Consider the following 16,418-nt stretch of genomic DNA (forward strand, 5'->3'; position numbering starts at 1 on the left):
TTCGAGAATCAAGTGTAACTTGATTCTCCATTGCCTAAACGATTTCCAGATCAAGAGGCACACTGTTGCCTTTTGATCCAGAAGCTCGGTCATTTATGGCCGAGTAGTTCACAATATTATTCTTTTACTTTACTTATCATAAAATTCAACCTTCAAGTCACTATCCGTCATGATTAACTTAGAAAGACTCCCGTTCTTGGGCCGGACCGTAATATCGTACTTACCTTCCCCAAAACGTTCCATCAAACTTAAGACGGTGTTCCCATGACTAACCCACAAAACGTTGGCCTCATCAGGGAGGTCTGTCTGACGAATCAAGTCAATCCCCTGATCCATACGGTGCCAATATTCTTCATTATTTTCGGCATCGTGGAATGGATCAGCTTCCTTCATCCAATCCTTAGCTTGACCAATTGAATACTTGGTAACAATATCCTTGAAAGTCTTGCATCCATGAGGAGCCCCAGCTAAGTACCAAGCTTGGCCCATTTCCGTTCCTTCAAAAACCCCGTAGAATTGTTCCCGGAAGAAGGGACTAATGTGGGGTTCCTTAACGGAATCTTTTTCGTTTAGTTGCAAGATTGTGTGACAGGTTTCAATTGCCCGTGGTAAATCACTACAAAAGGCGGTATCAAAGTGGATATCCTTGACCTTTTCCCCTGCCAACTTAGCATCTTGCTTTCCCTTTGCGGTCAATGGTGAGTTTGACCAGCCTTGAAGCTTATTGTAAATGTTGTAATAGGTTTGCCCATGCCGGACTAAATAAATGTTTAACTTGGTCATTTAATTTTCCTCCCCAAATTACGGTTATCAACAATTTCATTTTACCGCGTTCAGGTGCGAAATAAAAATTAAAATGAAAGCCTTTACTTTAGCTTAGCAGCCGCTGCTTCGTCGACAATCACAATCGCATCTGGATGGCGTTGCAGAATACTTGCTGGAACGGTTTCAGTTACCGGTCCTTGGACCATCTTGGCAACCGCATCAGCCTTCTTTTCACCATAAGCCTCCAGCAAGATTTGATCTGCTTGCATAATACTTCCAATCCCCATCGAGATCGCTTGCTTAGGTACATCTGCTTCCCGATCAAAGAAACGGGCATTAGCAACGATCGTTGATTTAGTCAACGCTACCTCATGGGTTGTCCCATCAAAGGGGGAGCCGGGTTCGTTAAAACCAATGTGACCATTCCGCCCAATTCCCAGTAATTGGAGACCCACATGGTGATCAGCAATAATTTGGTCATAACGGGCACATTCAGTTGCCAAATCACTTGCCATCCCATTTGGCAAGTAAGAAGCGGCGAACGGTTTGGCTTTAAAAAGATGTTCATGCATGTAATAAGCATAGCTTTGGTCATGGTCAGCCGGCAGGCCAACGTATTCATCTAAATTAATCGAAACACAATCTTGAAAATCCAAATCACTCTTAACTAATTCGGCATACGTTGTTTCTGGCGTTCCCCCTGTTGCTAAACCAAAAGTCTTAACGCCCCGTTCTTTCGCCGCCTTAAAAATGTCCAAAGCCGCTTTTCCACCAGCTAGTGGATCCTTAACCGTAATAATTTTCATCGTAAAATCCCCCGTTCTCTTGTCATCGGTCTATACCAATAATATAACTTTTTCCCTTGCTTGTCAAAGACTTGCGTCGTTGGTCTATACCGGCTATGATAAAAATGATTAAGCAAAAGTTGAGGTATAAAACTATGACAACTGTCGTAAAACACGCTACGATCTACACGGGAACGGAAAAAATCGAGGATGGCTACCTCCGTTTCGACCAACAAATTCAAGCCGTAGGACCAATGGCCGATTACCATCCCCTCGTTAGTGACGACCAAGTATTCGATCTAGCAGGGCAAACGATCGTCCCTGGTTTTATTGACGTCCACAGCCACGGGGGTTATGGCTTTGATGCCATGGACGGTAACGCCGATGAAATTGATCAAATGGTCCAAAAAATGACCGCTAACGAAGGGGTTACTTCTTACTTCGCGACGACGATGACCCAATCCCATGAAAACATCGCCCACGCCATGGTTGGGATTAAAAAAGCCGCTACTAAGAACCCGGTTATCCAAGGAATTCACCTGGAAGGGCCATTTGTTTCACCACTCTTTAAGGGGGCCCAACCAGAAAAATACATTGAAGGACCTGATCTTAAAGCCTTTGAACACTGGAACGAATTAGCTGGTGGGATGATCAAGCTCGTCACTTACGCTCCCGAAAATGCTAATTGTGCCGCTTTTGAACGCTACTGCCTAGCACACGGGATTGTCCTTTCCGTTGGTCACAGTAACGCCACTCGGGCCCAAATGAAGCAATCCTTAGCAACCCACGTTACCCACTTGTACAATGCCCAACGAGAACTCAAGCACCGGGAACCAGGGGTAACTGGTCATGCCCTTTTGGAAGACAACATTTACACCGAAATAATTGCCGACAGTTTCCACGTTTACGCTGACATGATCAAGTTGGCTTATCAATTAAAGGGGGCCGATAAGATGGAACTCGTTACCGACTCAATGCGGGCAAAGGGAATGCCAGAAGGGGTGTCCGAACTTGGTGGTCAAAAGGTAATCGTTCAGGATCAGCAGGCTCGGCTTGAAAACGGCCACTTAGCTGGTTCCGTCCTTCAATTCCCTAACGCCTTCAGAAACATCATTAAGTTCACTGGCTGTTCAATTGCTGACGCCGTAAAGATGGCTTCGGGGAACCAAGCCCGGGAATTCAACCTCACCCAAAAAGGCACCTTAGAAGTTGGCAAGGATGCCGACTTAAACGTCTTGGACAGCGAACTTAACTTAGTCCAAACTTTCAGCTTTGGTCGGTCTTTCAACCCGGAAAATAACTAAAAATTAATGTTTTCGCCACAAAGAAGTGCTATACTCTTAAAGTTAATTTGAGGGAAAGGAACTTACTATGCGGAAAACCATTTTCAAACTGTTACTAGTTTTGGGGCTGTGTTTAGCTGGTCTTGGGACAACCTTACCAGTTCAAGCAAAAAGCACCCCATTTTGGCAACGGCCATCAGAAAAAAAGGCCTATCCAAATGTAAAAAAACACCCAAAATTATGGGTGCTCGTTTCAAAGAAGACCGAACGCACTTACCTCGTTGATAACGGCAAAATCCTATACACGATGCTTTCTTCAACGGGTTCAAAAGGTGAAAATAGCACCCCGACAGGGACCTTTACAATTCAGGACGAACGGGGCGACTTTTTCTATAATCAGAATAGTGGTGAAGGAGCTAAATACTGGGTTTCTTGGAAAGATCACGGGATTTACCTTTTTCACTCAGTACCAACCGATCAAAATGGTAATTTCATTACTAAGGAAGCCAACCAGCTTGGTAAACGGGCAAACTCCCACGGTTGTGTCCGCCTGTCGGTGGCTGACGCTAAGTGGTTTTACCAAAATATCCAAACTGGCACCAAGGTGGTCATTTCCAATTCTGGCAATATTAAACATTTAGTTAAAAGCCACTCATAATAAAAAGCGAGTAACTAGCAGAAATTACCTGCTAGCTACTCGCTTTTGTTTTAGCCTCTAAACAAGCTGACGGCCTTAAAGCTAGTTTGTCGTTTTATTCCGATCACCGCCCCAAACCCGGCAAAGTCTTTTTCTACTTAAACAACTTTGCCATCTTAGCAGCGATCTCGGGATCGAGGTTGTCAGCTAGCGAGGTGGTTGATGGTTGAGATTCGGTTTGTTCGCGCTTGATTAATTTCTTAAGATCATCAATTACGGCTTGTTCCCCGATCTTAACCATATTGAGACTCAAACGACCGCCTGCGGCATCGGCGTGGCCCCCACCGTTAAAGTAGGTTTCAGCAAACTTAGCCACGTCAATCTTACCGTTACTCCGGAGCGAAACACTCGTTGGGCTAATTACCATCGCCCCGTCAACATCCGGATGGGCTTCCAAAAGGGCGTGGGCAATTTCGGACTTGTAATCACTGGCGTAAACAAAACCCCAAATATGACCATCAAGCTTAGCTGTTAACACGTCCTTTAAATGGCTCTTTAAATAGTGCGCTCGCCGATCGTTCAAGGTCGTGATTAAAAGTTGGTTAGCTGTCCGGTATTTTTGCCAACCGACCGCAAAAACAGCCTGCACAAATTCTGCCGAATGATCTAAAGGATAGAACCAAAACAGCTGGTTCAATTCATCAGCTGCTTGACGTTCTTCTTTGGTCATATCAGGATCATTTTGCCAGTCCCAGGTGTCGTAAGCCCGAATGAGTTCCACCAGTTCTGCTAACTCGGCCTGGCGGTCAGGAGCCACGGCTGCGAAATTAGGTTGAGTTTGTATCCAATCCCAAACCAAACTGGTAGCACTGGGGTTAATTTTGGGGTTAGCCGGGATAATCGAGTTAACGGCATACTTCTCCCGGGCGGCCGCTTCGGTTTCGTGGTGGTCAAACACTAACCAGTGGTTGGCAAATTTTTCATCCAATTGTTGGAAAGTGTAATCACTGTCCGGGGTCATATCCATCATGTAAACATCGGAAAACTGGCCCATCGTTGGATCCTTAAACCAACGGCTTAGGGCCCCATCAATTTGACCGGCCCCAATGTTTTCAATTTCAAATTCCGTATCCTTAAACATTGTTGGTTGCAAAGCCTGCAATAGCAAAGGCCCTCCAAAACCATCTAAGTCATTATGGGAAAAAACCTTAATCCGTGTTTGTACCATCATTAATCCCTCCTAAGCCTGTTGCTTCAACGATAATTTTTCAACGTTCAAAATTTTATCTAACCAGCCATCCGTAAAGGAAGCTTCGTGACTGACCAAAATCAAATTTCCTGGAAAAGCCTGCAAGGATGCTTTCAAGGCTTCCTTTGTTTCATCATCCAAGTGGTTCGTTGGTTCATCCAGGATTAGGAAATTAGCTGGCGTTAATTCCAACAAAGCCAATTTAACCTTCGTTTGTTCACCCCCAGAAAGGAGATGCAGGGGTTTCATCGTATTTGCCGCGTTGATCCCGGCTGCTGCCAGTTTTTGGCGGATGGTTTTCGGTAACATTGTTGGAAAGTGATCCTGGATTTCTTGAAGGGGTGTCCGATTAGGATCGTCCCACAAGAGGTCCTGGTCAAAGTAAGCAATCTTGGCCGAAGGTGAGAATTCCGCCTCCCCACCAAGTGACTTAATTTTTCCAAGGATCGACTTAATTAACGTCGACTTTCCGACCCCGTTAAAGCCACTTAGAAGGAGCTTTTCGCCTGCGGTTAATGAGAAAGTTACTGGCGATAATAACGGTTGGCGATATCCCACGCTAAGGTGTTCAACCCGAAGTGCATTAGCGGACCCAGTTGATTCATACGGGAAGTGAAAATGGGCCTTTAAATTATCGGCCGGTGGGTCAATCCGGTCCATTCGTTTCAGCATCTTTTCCCGGGACTTTGCCAAAGTTGATTTTGACCCGGCCTTATTTTTCCGGATAAAACGTTCCGCCTTTTCAATTACAACCCGCTGCTTTTCGTATTCCCGTTCTTGAGCCAGTTTGTGTTCTTCTTTTTGCCGCATGGCTTGTTCAAAGCTTCCCCGGTACTTAGTAATTTTGCCAAAAGCTACGTCAATAATCGTATTGGTAACCCGTTCCAAGAAATCATAGTCGTGAGAAATGATCATCGCTGCGCCCGGATAGTCATTTAAGTAGCCAATTAACCATTCAATGTGGGCCGTATCCAAGTAGTTCGTTGGTTCGTCGAGTAAAATTACATCAGGCTTTTCCAAAAGCAACTTGGCTAAAATGACCTTCGACCGTTGACCCCCACTCATGGCCGCTACTTGGTGCTCAGCCCCGAGTTCGGTTAAACCTAACCCATCCATTACTCGTTCGACGGCAAGATCAATTCCGTAAAAATCGTTTCCATCCAGGATTGCTTGCAGGCGGGCCGCCCGATCCATTAATTTGTCATCCCCCGAGCTAGCATAGTCGACGTATAACTGATTAAGCTCATCATTGACCTTGTACAAATCATCAAAAGCGGTATGTAAGAAATCAACTAAGGTGATTTGGCCCGGAATATCAACGTACTGATCAAGGTAACCAATCTTGGTGTGTTTTTGCCACTGCACACTCCCAGCAACTGGCAGCACCTGGCCAATTAAAATCTTAATCAACGTTGACTTGCCAGCCCCATTCTGGCCAACCACCCCTATGTGTTCGCCCTTTTCTAACTGAAAGCTAGCATCATCATAAAGCTTTTTATCAGCAAAACTCATTGATAGTCCTTTTACATCTAAAAGTGCCAAAATATTCCCCTTCCCATTTTCAAATGTCTAGTCCTTAATAATAACACATTTCCAAGTCATCCTCCCGTAAATCTGAGGAAATTAGTGCTACAATAAAGTTGTCTAAGCGAAAAAGTTAACATTCCAAATCGAAGGGGGAAATCCACTTGTCAATTTTGATGATTACCGCAAGTCCCCAACCTAAGGGAGCATTGCAAAATCTGTGTCAACATTTTTTAAACGGGGTCGCTGCAACCAATCAAGCTGTTAAACAGTTTGATGTTGGGCAAGAACCCCTCCCACCATTAACGGTCAACGAAGATGGTAACTTTATTCCACCATCAACCCGGACCAAAGAATTAATGACGGCGATTTCCGAAGCCGATATCTTGGTTTTTGCGACCCCAGTTTACCTTTACGGAATGACGGCCCAACTTAAAGCCGTGATCGACCACCTGGTAACTTGGCCCGGAGCAATTGGCAAAGATAAAACTGCAATTCTCATTGCGGATAGTCCTAACGAAAACTTTGATCAAATTAAGTCCGAATTTAAGGCTATTTTCACCCACTTCGATTGGACCTTTGGGGGCCAGATCTTGGCCGCTAAAGTCCCCGATCAACCAGATGCCGATTTGCGGTTTTATCCCCAAATCGCCGAAGAACTGGGAAAAACTGTGTAAGAAAAAGCGAGACCGGGAAGAAACGCTTGTTTCTTCCCGGCCTCGCTTTTAGTTTAAGCAGGTTTTCTTTCGGCCTGTTTATTCATTTTCAATTTTCACATCCTGATTAACCTGTGCAGCAACTTCCAGATCCGGTCCATTAACCCGAGAATTAACTGCCCAGAGGTAGAAGAAGATGGCCGCAATGATGATCACGATAAAATCATACGGATACTTTAAAACATCCTTTCCGCCAAAGCCGGCACTCCCGAGGTAAGATACTCCGGAAATAAATATCAGGTTAACTAACAACCAGCCAGCTCCCTTTAGTTGCCGACGCATTGGGACATGGTTGTAACGTAAATCATAATAAAAATAGATTGGGAGTCCAAGTAAGACGATCCCAATAACTTCAACTGTAGTGGGCCACATTGCCCAGTAAATTACCAGGTCGGTTAAAACAAAGGAGAGGGGCGCGACCCAAGCCAAGTGTTTCGAATTAAAGGGCCGCTTAAAGTCAGGCCGAAGTTTTCGTAAGGCTACCGCAGTAACCGGACCGGTCGCGTAAGCAACGAAGGTTGAAATTGAAACCACCGTTGCCAACTTACTCCAATCCCGGAAAAAGTAAACCAGGACCATCGCTAAGCTTAAATCCGCAACCATCGCAAAGCGGGGAATCATATACCGCCGGTTCATCCGTCCAACCCAAGCCGGAACGTTTCCATTCCGCGTCATTGCCGCTAAGGTCCGCGCAGAAGTTGCCACAAAGGTCACCCCCGTCCCAAATGGGGAAACAAAGGCATCCAAGTAAAGTAACAAGGACAACCAATGGAGGCCTAATAAGATTGCCAGATCCGCAAACGGGGAAGCGTAGTTAATCCCGTGCCAGCCATATTTCGCTAAACTAGCCGGATCAACCGCACTCACAAAGGCTACTTGAAGTAAGATATAAATCACGGCGGTAATGGTTAACGAAATCCATACCCCTTTAAAAATATTCTTCTGCGGGTTTACCATTTCTCCAGCCATATTAATGACAGTTTGAAAGGCATCATAGGATAAAATAATTCCGGAAACCGCTACGGCTTCAAAGATTCCCCGCGTCCCATATGGCATGAAAGTTGTGGTGTTATGACCAAAATTACCAGCATGAAAACCCGTAATGATTAAAGTTAGGATCGTTAAGCTAGGAATTAAGAGTTTAAAAACCGCCACCAGACTGGTGAAGTGCGTTAATAATTTTACCGACCAGAAGTTAATAAGGGTAAAAACGATCATGATCAAAAAGACCACCATCAGCCCTGCTGTGGTAATCGCTCCATTAGCCATGAAATGCTTCGTCCAATTTGCCCACGCCCAGGGCCAAGTACTCATATATTGTACACAGGCAACCGCTTCGATTGGTAACAGGGTAACCAAAGAAACCCAGTTAGCCCAAGCAGCAATAAAGCCTAGTAAGGGGCCATGACTATATTGAGCAAACCGGCTCATTCCCCCAGACTCAGGAAACATCGTCCCCAATTCAACATAGTTAAACGCAATTAAAATCATAATTGCTGCCCCGATGATCCATGAAATGATGGCGGCTGGTCCCGCCACCCGGGCAGCGGCTCCGGAACCAAACAACCAACCTGAACCAATCAAGGAACTCAAAGCTAGCATGACACCGGAAAATAAGCTTATCTTTTGTTGCCGCATAATTTCCCTCACTTACTGGGATAGTTTTCTAACCCGATTTTGTCAATTTTATCAAAAACTAAAAATAATGGTAACTTTTAGTTTACCACACTTTATTAACTACCTGACCACCAAAGTGAACTAAAAAAGAGGATGGGGAGGCACTTCAGTTTCTCCCACCCTCTTTTTTCATCTCCGAATGTTACTCAGTAACTAAGGTCAAAGAGCACGGCCTTAGCGGATAAGTGCGAACGAAAGGTCGATTCTAATGAATCAACCTTCGTCCTTCTTATCCCAACCAGGCCGTCAAGGAGCTTTTTTCCCAACCTCTTATAAGCTCATATCAAGCTAAAGAGGATCGTACCAAGAAGAGAATGTCCATTTAACTACTGCTCCGGCAGAGCTATAAAAATGAATTTGATTCTATAACCAAAAGCCACCAATTAAGATTGAGTAGCCAAATTATCGTTAGTAGTTTACTGCTTCCGATAAGACCTCGCTATGAAATCACCCTGCTAAACATTGGTGTAAAATGGCCGTTCAAAGTTGGGGCGACTACGTTGCAACCTTTTAGATTGGTGGCTGTCTTTCATCCTTAAAACTTAGACTACCTACCAGATTCAGCGGCCCTTACTTTCTCTCTAGTAGCTTTTTTAATGGCATTGGTCGTTGCCAGAGAAAACCTTGTTGAAGAGTACAGCCCCGCTTTACTAATTGTTGAGCTGTTAAACGGTCTTCCATCCCCTCAACTACCAACTCTAATTCGCGGGAACTAGCTAGTTCATACCATGCATGAGCAAAATGGAGCATATTTAAATGATCCCGATTTTGGAAAATTAATAAAGAGAACTTAATCCGATCTAAGTATGGTGAGTTGTTAATCACCGTTTGTAAACTATTGTAGCCGGATCCAACATCATCCAAACTAATCCGAAAACCATGATCCTGAATCCGCGCTAACAAACTGGCAAACTGCGCAGTATCCTCAGCTTGGAAGTTGTTCCGCTCAGTAATTTCAATACTGACATTTGAAATTGTCCGCCGTAAGGCCGTTAAATATCGCCAAACATCTTGATACTTAAATTGCCATGGATCAAGATTAACATTTACCATGATTTCTGGTCGAGTTTGGGCTAAGATTGCTAAATTAGCTAACAACCACTCCCGCAACTCGTGCCGAGTTCGACGATTACCAGTTAAAGCAATAATTTCATGGGTCTCCAGTGGTCGTCCACCCCGATGCCGCAATAAGATCTCATAATCCTTAACCGTGTACTCTTGCAAGCTTCGCACTGCATAGATTGGTTGACAATACACTTCCAGCTGATCTGTTAATTGCGCCATTTATTTTCCTCCCAAGGCTACTTTTCTCGAACAAGAAAAAAGCGAGTTGGCGACTCACCAACTTCTAACTGTGTTAATGAACATTTGACACTGGCCAATTGACTATCAATTTGGTCAAAAAAGACATCCCCGATATTTTCCAACGATGGATTTTTCTTATCAAACGGAGGAATTTCATTCAAAAACCGTCCTTGCAGGGGTTCAATCACCCGTTGAATGGCATCCTCAATATCATTAAAACGGATGAAAGCTTGATCATCAAGTTTTTTAACTTCACAAATCAATTCCCAAGTGTGCGGATGAGCTTCCCCAATGTTATTATCCCACCGCATAGCATGACTTGCGTTGAGGTAAAACCGTAACCGGTAACGGTGTTGTTTTTGTTTTGACATTTTATCTTTCTTCCTTCATTTTAATCTTCTTTTTCCTCATGATACCTAACTTTCTTTAAATCTCGCCTAAGGACTTGCTTGATGGCGTGGCCTTCCTTATTCAAATTCAAAGCCGTCCACTTAGCAGGTGCTAGCATTGCATTGATTACTCCCATAACCCGGAAAAAGCTGATGACAAAGTTATATCCCGGTATCGTGAAAATCAGCCACCAGTGGTTCCGAGCATACGCTTGTTCCTCAGGTTTAAAGGCTAAGTACTTTAAAACATTGCTAAAATTCAAGGCAGCGATGAACAGATACAAAATGTACATCGCAATTACCGAGTATAGCAACATTACCGGTGAATAACCAAACGGCACTAAAACTAGCATGGCAAAGAGCCAAATCACCTTTAGAAAGGATACGGTGTGGTCAACAATTAATCGACGAACTAAGAAATTCTTCCAAATCTCTTTAAGGTTCAAATGATTTCCCATAAAATGCCGAACCACTTCGATTTCCCCCCGTTGCCACCGTTGACGTTGGACGTATAACTCATTCCAACCATCCGCTGGTTCAACATAAAAAATCGCATTCGGACAGAGGGCCACCCGGCCTTTAAGGTAGTACCGGACTTGGAAAGTCATATCGGTATCTTCGCCCACCGTATCAACATTATACAGGCGTGACTGCATCAAAGCAGCGCGTCGAAAGGCCGAAAAAGCTCCCGACATGGTAAAAATTTGATCGTCCTTTGATTCAACCGTCCGTCCCGCTAAGAAGGCAATTGCGTATTCAAGATATTCGTTAAGGTGAATTAAGCGGTGGTTTGGATCTTGCTTAATCAAAAACTTATTACTTAAAATCGTCCCCGTTTGAGCTTGGGCTTCCGGATGGGCCACAAAGTTTTGCACAATATTCATCAAGGCATGTGGTTCGAGCGTCCCATCGCTGTCCATCGTAATTACATAGTCCCCAGTACTAGCATAGATCGCCGTATTCAAAGCCCGGGCTTTTCCTTGTTCTGCATCTAACCACTGAAGCTGAAGTTCCTTTAGTTCACTTTGGGCCCGTTGGAACACTTGACGACTTTTATCCCGACTCTTATTGTTAGCACAAATAACATTAATTAATTCATTCGGATAAGTCGACTCGGCAATTGACCGCAAACAATTTTCCAGTGTATTAGCCGAATTATAAATTGGAATTAAGATTGTAATCCGTGGCATTCGCCCCGGAAGCTTCCCAGTTGGGACTTTAGTTGGGCGAAAATGATTCCAAAACCAAGCCCGGACCGCTGGAATTAACTCAAAAATTGCCGGAATAATTAACCAGGTTGACCAAAACCCCATCTGGATAAACATGTCACGCAACATACCTACTTACCTCCATAGTTAAAGCGAGAACCGGCTTGATCAAACTGAACCCGTGTAAAGACGTTGTAGTAGAGAATAATTACAAGCACATAGAAAATAATCCGCCCCAAGACCGAGTGAACAATAAAGAAGGCCCCACTTCCAGCATAATACAAGATGGAAGCAATTAAGGCTAAGCGGAAAACGTTCGCTAAGAAAATCCACCCGGTTCCCATAAAGGTCAATTTAATCTTTTGGTCCCGGTCATACATTGGGTAGAACCATAAGAGACTTAAGTAAGCAATGGTTTCAATAATCCCTGAACACTCATAATCAACAAAGAGCAACACGAGGCCATGCGCATTTTTAATACTGATCATCCCGTTAAGGTAGGAACTGGTATAGAGACCCGTTAAGTCGCCCCACCAACCAGTAACCTGGGTCACGACTGCCGACAAAAGCCAAACAAAGTAAGCCCGGGCAGAAAAGGCCATGATTAAGAAGAGGCCAATACTACCGAGCCAAAAGTGAATTGCTTGTAAGTGCGCCCGGTTAACGACCGAAAGCAAATAAAGCCAAACTATCGTCCCTAGAATAATCCATCCATTAATCATTTTGCTTCACGCTCCTTCCGTAGCCCAGTTACAACTAACAGGCGAGCAATTTGTTGCTTGGCAGCTGGTAACAGGAGCGCCCCTAAAATCAACATTTCCGGTAAAACTTGAATTAAATAACGACTTCGGCCCCCTTCAAATAGAAGCAAGAAGGCATAGGTTCCTAAAATTGTTAGTCGGAAGCCATTTACCATAACCCCCTTTTCCTGCCAACCAGCAACTAGAACAATTAACAAGGCAACCCAAGCAATTTGGGCAACAAAACGGAAAGTTGCAACGTTAGCCCCCTTTGGATAAAGGAAAGTCTGAAAGAGCCAGCGCCAATCTGAAGATGGTTTACCGGCATGCATAAAGGTTCCTTCTCCTAACCAACCAAAGGTCCCATCTGCCGTATTGTAACCTTGCTTTTGTATTAAGAACCAAAGGTGACCCCAGAAACCATCTTCTTGTAAGTGTTGCTTTAGCATCTTCTTAGAATAGGCAACCTTATCAGCCCGCTTGGGTAACTTTGCCATTGCAAGCGCTTCTTTTGTACTATATTCTCCCCGGGGTTGACTTTGGCCAATACTTAAGAAGTGAATAGCTGGGACTTCAAGCTCCCGGTTAATCTTAATAAAGGATTGATGATCTTGGTAAGCTACTCCTTGACGGTAGGTTGCATAACCACTCCCCGCCAAAAGTAGCATTAACCAAATGCCCATTCCCAGCCGCTGCCAGGTTAAGTGCCGACAACTAGCAATTATAGCTACAGCCCCGATTCCAATTACCAAAATGATCCCCGATGGCTTCATGAAATAAGTCAAACTCATTCCAACTCCGGCAATCAAGGCAAAGAGACTTCGCCACCAAATTGCCCATTTCTTAGCGGCACCAACTAAACCAACGAGGGTTAATGAAACCAACGGTAAAACCCAGGTATCGGTATAAGGCACGATAATACTCGGGAACAACAATAATCCAAATCCTTGGAGGTACCACATCGTCTTAATTTGTTGCGGATTAATTAGGGCGATCGTCACTACATTTAATAAAGCCGCAATATCAACAAAAACTAAAGTTGCCCAGTCAAGAGTCAGCCAGCTCGTACTCCCCAAGAGTTTTGAGACGCCCACTTCCGCCAAGAGTAACGGCAAGTTATTTGTGTTTTGGCTAAAGTATCCCCGTTGATTAATCCCAGTTGGATCGACAAGGGCCTGGTGAACCATGTAAGCGTCAAAGCCAATCGTTGGGTGGGTAGCTAAAATCAATCCCCCTTGAACTATCAATACCAAAAAACCAAATAAGAGCATCCCCCACCAACCAGTTTTTTGGCGATACCAATTAATTCCCCGGCGGATTGGATTATCCGTAATTAAAATCACTACTAATAGACATAGAGCCGCTAACATTACCAAGGTGACCCAGGTAGTCGTCTCAGCCGCTAATAAAAAATTTTGTGAAAGTAGCGCATAGTATAACGTTAACCCCGTCAACAGGAAAAAGGCCCCCGTGATTAGCCGTCGGACGCCTCGCCAAATATGATCACTTAATCGCATCTATCTCTCCCTTTTGTAATCCCCAATATTTCTACCATTTAAAAATTCCATTATCAGTTCTAGCTAAAATAACCACCATTATCAATTGGTAACCGTGGCCAGCGCTAGAACCTTTGCATTTAATTTCAATGGAGCAGTTGCTAAAGCTCCACCTACTTTCCCAATCGCTATCTGAACTGTGAAGGCTAATGATGCAGTTCGATTTTTATCTAGCGATACGATCTCTCCATTTCTGGCCGCTTTCTTCGTTCATTACAAGGTAACCAACTCATGTTTCCGTTGTTTCCGTTGCCAGAAGAAAATACCACTGCTACCGATTCCGATGCTTAGGATTGCCATTACAACTAGAAAGTATGGACCAGTACTTGAACCAACTTTAGTAATTCCCTGACCGTCATTCAATTGCCCGGGCTGATTAAAATTCCATTTAGTTGACTGATTGGTTTTAACCCCATATTTTCCTAATGCTAGGTACGGAACGGCAAAGGTCATCTCCTGAATACCATTTGAACCTTCATAAACATAGGCCCCGTTCTTAATCGTATTGGTATAGTAATTATTACCGTTCAAATCAACAACTTGGACGTCAACGTATACCCCTTTTCCCCGATTTAGCCCCCATGGGTTAAAGATCGTACCGGTTTGAGGATCCAGGAGATTAATCGAAAATGATTCCCCATTAACCTTAATGATGTAGTCATTTGGTTGTATCTTCACATATCCACCTTGAGCCCCGACCTTATTTGGATCCTGCATCCGGACCCAACCATATACGTTCCGATCGTCAGTCGTAAAACGAGCTTGGTGGAGATTAAAGTTATCATAACTTTTGTGCCAGTCGTCAATCGGATAGTTCTTCCAGTCACTAAAATGGTTTAACCGGATTAAATCATCTTGGTGGGCTTTAAACTCCCCTGTCCGATTATTCCATTTTCCAATATCTTCTCCCCATCTTTCGCCAACTTGAAGGGTGCTGTAGAAATGAGCGGAGGCTGCGGAAACTTTAATTATATTAAAATAACAACTTCCCCCAAAAATAACGCCGAATAAAAGTAATATTTTAACTGTTTTCTTAATCATGATTTCAAAATCATCCCAATATAGTATTTCCAATCCAGTGATCCCTAAATTTTAAATATCCAAACTAACCACTACTTTGTTTTGACCACGCTGACTCCATTATGAATGCCATTTGCTTAACTCCCGGCGAAAAGGAAAGCGTTAACTGTTCCCCTTACCGAAAAAAGGCTTTGCTAGTAATCAATCTGCCAAACCCTTTTACTTACTTTATTAAATCTTACAAATCGATTATTTAATACCTCGTAATTTTAATTTTTTTATCAAACGATTGTCAACACTCTCACGTATTTGGTTTCAAAACTGGTTAAATTCACCGGTACTTGATAAATTAAGCTTTGAGGGAAACTAACTCTCCGTTCAATATCTATACTTAAAAAAATTAAGGATATATATTAAAAAAGCAAACCAGTTATAAACCGATCTGCTTTTCTCGCGAACTTAAATTGTTACTTTTTTTTGCGAAATTTAACCGTTACATACGAAGAAATTGCAAAAACGACAATAAAAATTAAAAGATAAATCATTTTTCTTGAATTTCTGATATCAATCGATTAATCATTAAGTGCTGCTTGAACTTCACTCGCCGTTGGAATTGATGGCATAGCCCCCATCCGTTGAACGGTCAAACTGGAAGCCCGTTGAGCGTATACCAAGGCATCAGCAACATTACTCAAATCCTTCCTCAATTGGGAAGTCAAGGCCCCAATAAAGGTATCACCGGCCGCCGTGGTATCAATCGCTTTAACTTTAAAGGCCGGAACGATACCATGGCCGTGTGGTGTTGAATAAAATACCCCTCGAGAACCCAAAGTGATTAAGAGGTTAGCAACGCCGTGATCCTTAAAGTATTCAGCCGTCTTAAGCATTGCTTCTTCACTATCAACGGCAATCCCCGTCAAAACTTCACTTTCGGATTCATTTGGAATTACCACGTCCGTAACTGCCAAGAGTTCCGGTAAAATTTCCTTTGCTGGTGCTGGGTTTAAAATCGTAACTACCCCGTGTTCCTTTGCTAATTTGAAAGCCGCTGCCGTAACCGCTTGTGGCGTTTCAAATTGGGCAATTAAAAAGTCCACCTTTTCAAGGAGATCTTCTGTCCCGGCCAAAAGGCTTTCATCCATTCCAAAGTTCGCCCCGGGGTAGACCATAATATCATTTTGCCCGTTTGCATCTAGGGTAATAACAGCCGCCCCAGTTCCATGTCGTGGATCATTCTTTAGGAACTTAGTATCAATACCATCTTCTTGAAGGGCTTCACGCATAAACTTTCCTTCATTATCTTCGCCAACCATCCCAATAAAGGAAAGTTGCGCTCCAGAACGCGCCGCTGCTACCGCTTGGTTAGCACCCTTACCACCTGGAGCGGAACTCTTATCGTTAGCTGAGATTGTCTCCCCAGGTTGTGGGAACCGGGTAACATGGTAAGTAGTATCAACATTAATGCTTCCTAAAACGGCGATTCGATTGGTCATGATTTTCCTCCTGCAGTTGGCTTCTAACGTAAAAGGTTTTACGAATATTTCACTTTAAAAGATACCATGAT

The 16,418-nt window shown here is 43.7% G+C and carries 15 protein-coding genes; 3 read left to right on the forward strand and 12 right to left on the reverse strand.

Annotated elements, in window-relative coordinates; all coding sequences use genetic code 11:
• Nucleotides 1–129 precede the first annotated feature (129 nt).
• Nucleotides 130–783: a histidine phosphatase family protein gene (locus tag H5993_RS00005; protein ID WP_204775727.1), complete on the reverse strand. Its 654-nt coding sequence runs from the start codon at nt 781–783 to the stop codon at nt 130–132.
• 83 nt (nt 784–866) lie between these two features.
• The gene (locus H5993_RS00010; RefSeq protein ID WP_204775728.1) at nt 867–1,571 is read right to left on the reverse strand and encodes a glucosamine-6-phosphate deaminase; all 705 of its coding nucleotides are present in this window, start codon (nt 1,569–1,571) and stop codon (nt 867–869) included.
• 134 nt (nt 1,572–1,705) lie between these two features.
• Between H5993_RS00010 and nagA the strand changes: the two genes are divergently transcribed.
• Together nagA and H5993_RS00020 are read left to right on the forward strand one after the other, a co-directional pair.
• Nucleotides 1,706–2,854: an N-acetylglucosamine-6-phosphate deacetylase gene (gene nagA, locus H5993_RS00015; protein ID WP_204775729.1), complete on the forward strand. Its 1,149-nt coding sequence runs from the start codon at nt 1,706–1,708 to the stop codon at nt 2,852–2,854.
• Between the two features lie 67 nt (nt 2,855–2,921).
• On the forward strand, nt 2,922–3,491 hold the full coding sequence (locus tag H5993_RS00020) for a L,D-transpeptidase (protein ID WP_204775730.1): 570 nt from the start codon (nt 2,922–2,924) through the stop codon (nt 3,489–3,491).
• A 133-nt stretch (nt 3,492–3,624) separates the two neighbouring features.
• Here the strand turns inward: H5993_RS00020 and H5993_RS00025 are convergent, their stop codons facing one another.
• Together H5993_RS00025 and H5993_RS00030 are read right to left on the reverse strand one after the other, a co-directional pair.
• Entirely contained in the window at nt 3,625–4,698 is a 1,074-nt protein-coding gene (locus tag H5993_RS00025; protein WP_204775795.1) for a DHHA1 domain-containing protein, read from the reverse strand.
• A gap of 12 nt (nt 4,699–4,710) precedes the next feature.
• A complete protein-coding gene (locus H5993_RS00030) occupies nt 4,711–6,261 on the reverse strand; it encodes an ABC-F family ATP-binding cassette domain-containing protein (RefSeq protein WP_204775731.1) in 1,551 nt (516 codons plus the stop codon).
• A gap of 146 nt (nt 6,262–6,407) precedes the next feature.
• On the opposite strand from H5993_RS00030, the gene H5993_RS00035 reads away from it, so the two are divergent.
• Nucleotides 6,408–6,920, forward strand: coding sequence for a flavodoxin family protein (locus H5993_RS00035; protein ID WP_180870825.1), 513 nt, complete (start codon nt 6,408–6,410; stop codon nt 6,918–6,920).
• A 78-nt stretch (nt 6,921–6,998) separates the two neighbouring features.
• Here H5993_RS00035 and H5993_RS00040 read toward each other — a convergent pair whose 3' ends face one another.
• The 8 genes from H5993_RS00040 to rbsK all read right to left on the reverse strand — a co-directional run bounded on the left by H5993_RS00040 (nt 6,999) and on the right by rbsK (nt 16,347).
• Complete coding sequence (locus H5993_RS00040; RefSeq protein ID WP_204775732.1) at nt 6,999–8,597, reverse strand: APC family permease; 1,599 nt, start codon at nt 8,595–8,597, stop codon at nt 6,999–7,001.
• Nucleotides 8,598–9,206: 609 nt separating this feature from the next.
• A complete protein-coding gene (locus tag H5993_RS00045) occupies nt 9,207–9,920 on the reverse strand; it encodes an EAL domain-containing protein (RefSeq protein WP_204775733.1) in 714 nt (237 codons plus the stop codon).
• A 17-nt stretch (nt 9,921–9,937) separates the two neighbouring features.
• A complete protein-coding gene (locus H5993_RS00050) occupies nt 9,938–10,312 on the reverse strand; it encodes a 6-carboxytetrahydropterin synthase (protein ID WP_180870830.1) in 375 nt (124 codons plus the stop codon).
• Nucleotides 10,313–10,332: 20 nt separating this feature from the next.
• A complete protein-coding gene (locus H5993_RS00055; protein WP_204775734.1) occupies nt 10,333–11,667 on the reverse strand; it encodes a TIGR03111 family XrtG-associated glycosyltransferase in 1,335 nt (444 codons plus the stop codon).
• Between the two features lie 2 nt (nt 11,668–11,669).
• Nucleotides 11,670–12,260 carry an exosortase family protein XrtG gene (xrtG, locus tag H5993_RS00060; RefSeq protein ID WP_204775735.1) on the reverse strand — a complete coding sequence of 197 codons (591 nt, stop codon included), beginning with the start codon at nt 12,258–12,260 and terminating at the stop codon, nt 11,670–11,672.
• Nucleotides 12,257–13,795 (reverse strand): TIGR03766 family XrtG-associated glycosyltransferase, encoded by a 1,539-nt coding sequence (locus H5993_RS00065; protein ID WP_204775736.1) that lies wholly within the window; start codon nt 13,793–13,795, stop codon nt 12,257–12,259. The genes xrtG and H5993_RS00065 overlap by 4 nt, the downstream gene beginning before the upstream one ends.
• A gap of 252 nt (nt 13,796–14,047) precedes the next feature.
• The gene (locus H5993_RS00070; protein WP_204775737.1) at nt 14,048–14,875 is read right to left on the reverse strand and encodes a Firmicu-CTERM sorting domain-containing protein; all 828 of its coding nucleotides are present in this window, start codon (nt 14,873–14,875) and stop codon (nt 14,048–14,050) included.
• A gap of 551 nt (nt 14,876–15,426) precedes the next feature.
• Nucleotides 15,427–16,347, reverse strand: coding sequence for a ribokinase (gene rbsK, locus H5993_RS00075; RefSeq protein WP_204775738.1), 921 nt, complete (start codon nt 16,345–16,347; stop codon nt 15,427–15,429).
• Nucleotides 16,348–16,418 lie beyond the last annotated feature (71 nt).

The sequence above is a fragment of the Limosilactobacillus alvi genome (assembly GCF_016900115.1).
GTDB lineage: Bacteria > Bacillota > Bacilli > Lactobacillales > Lactobacillaceae > Limosilactobacillus > Limosilactobacillus alvi.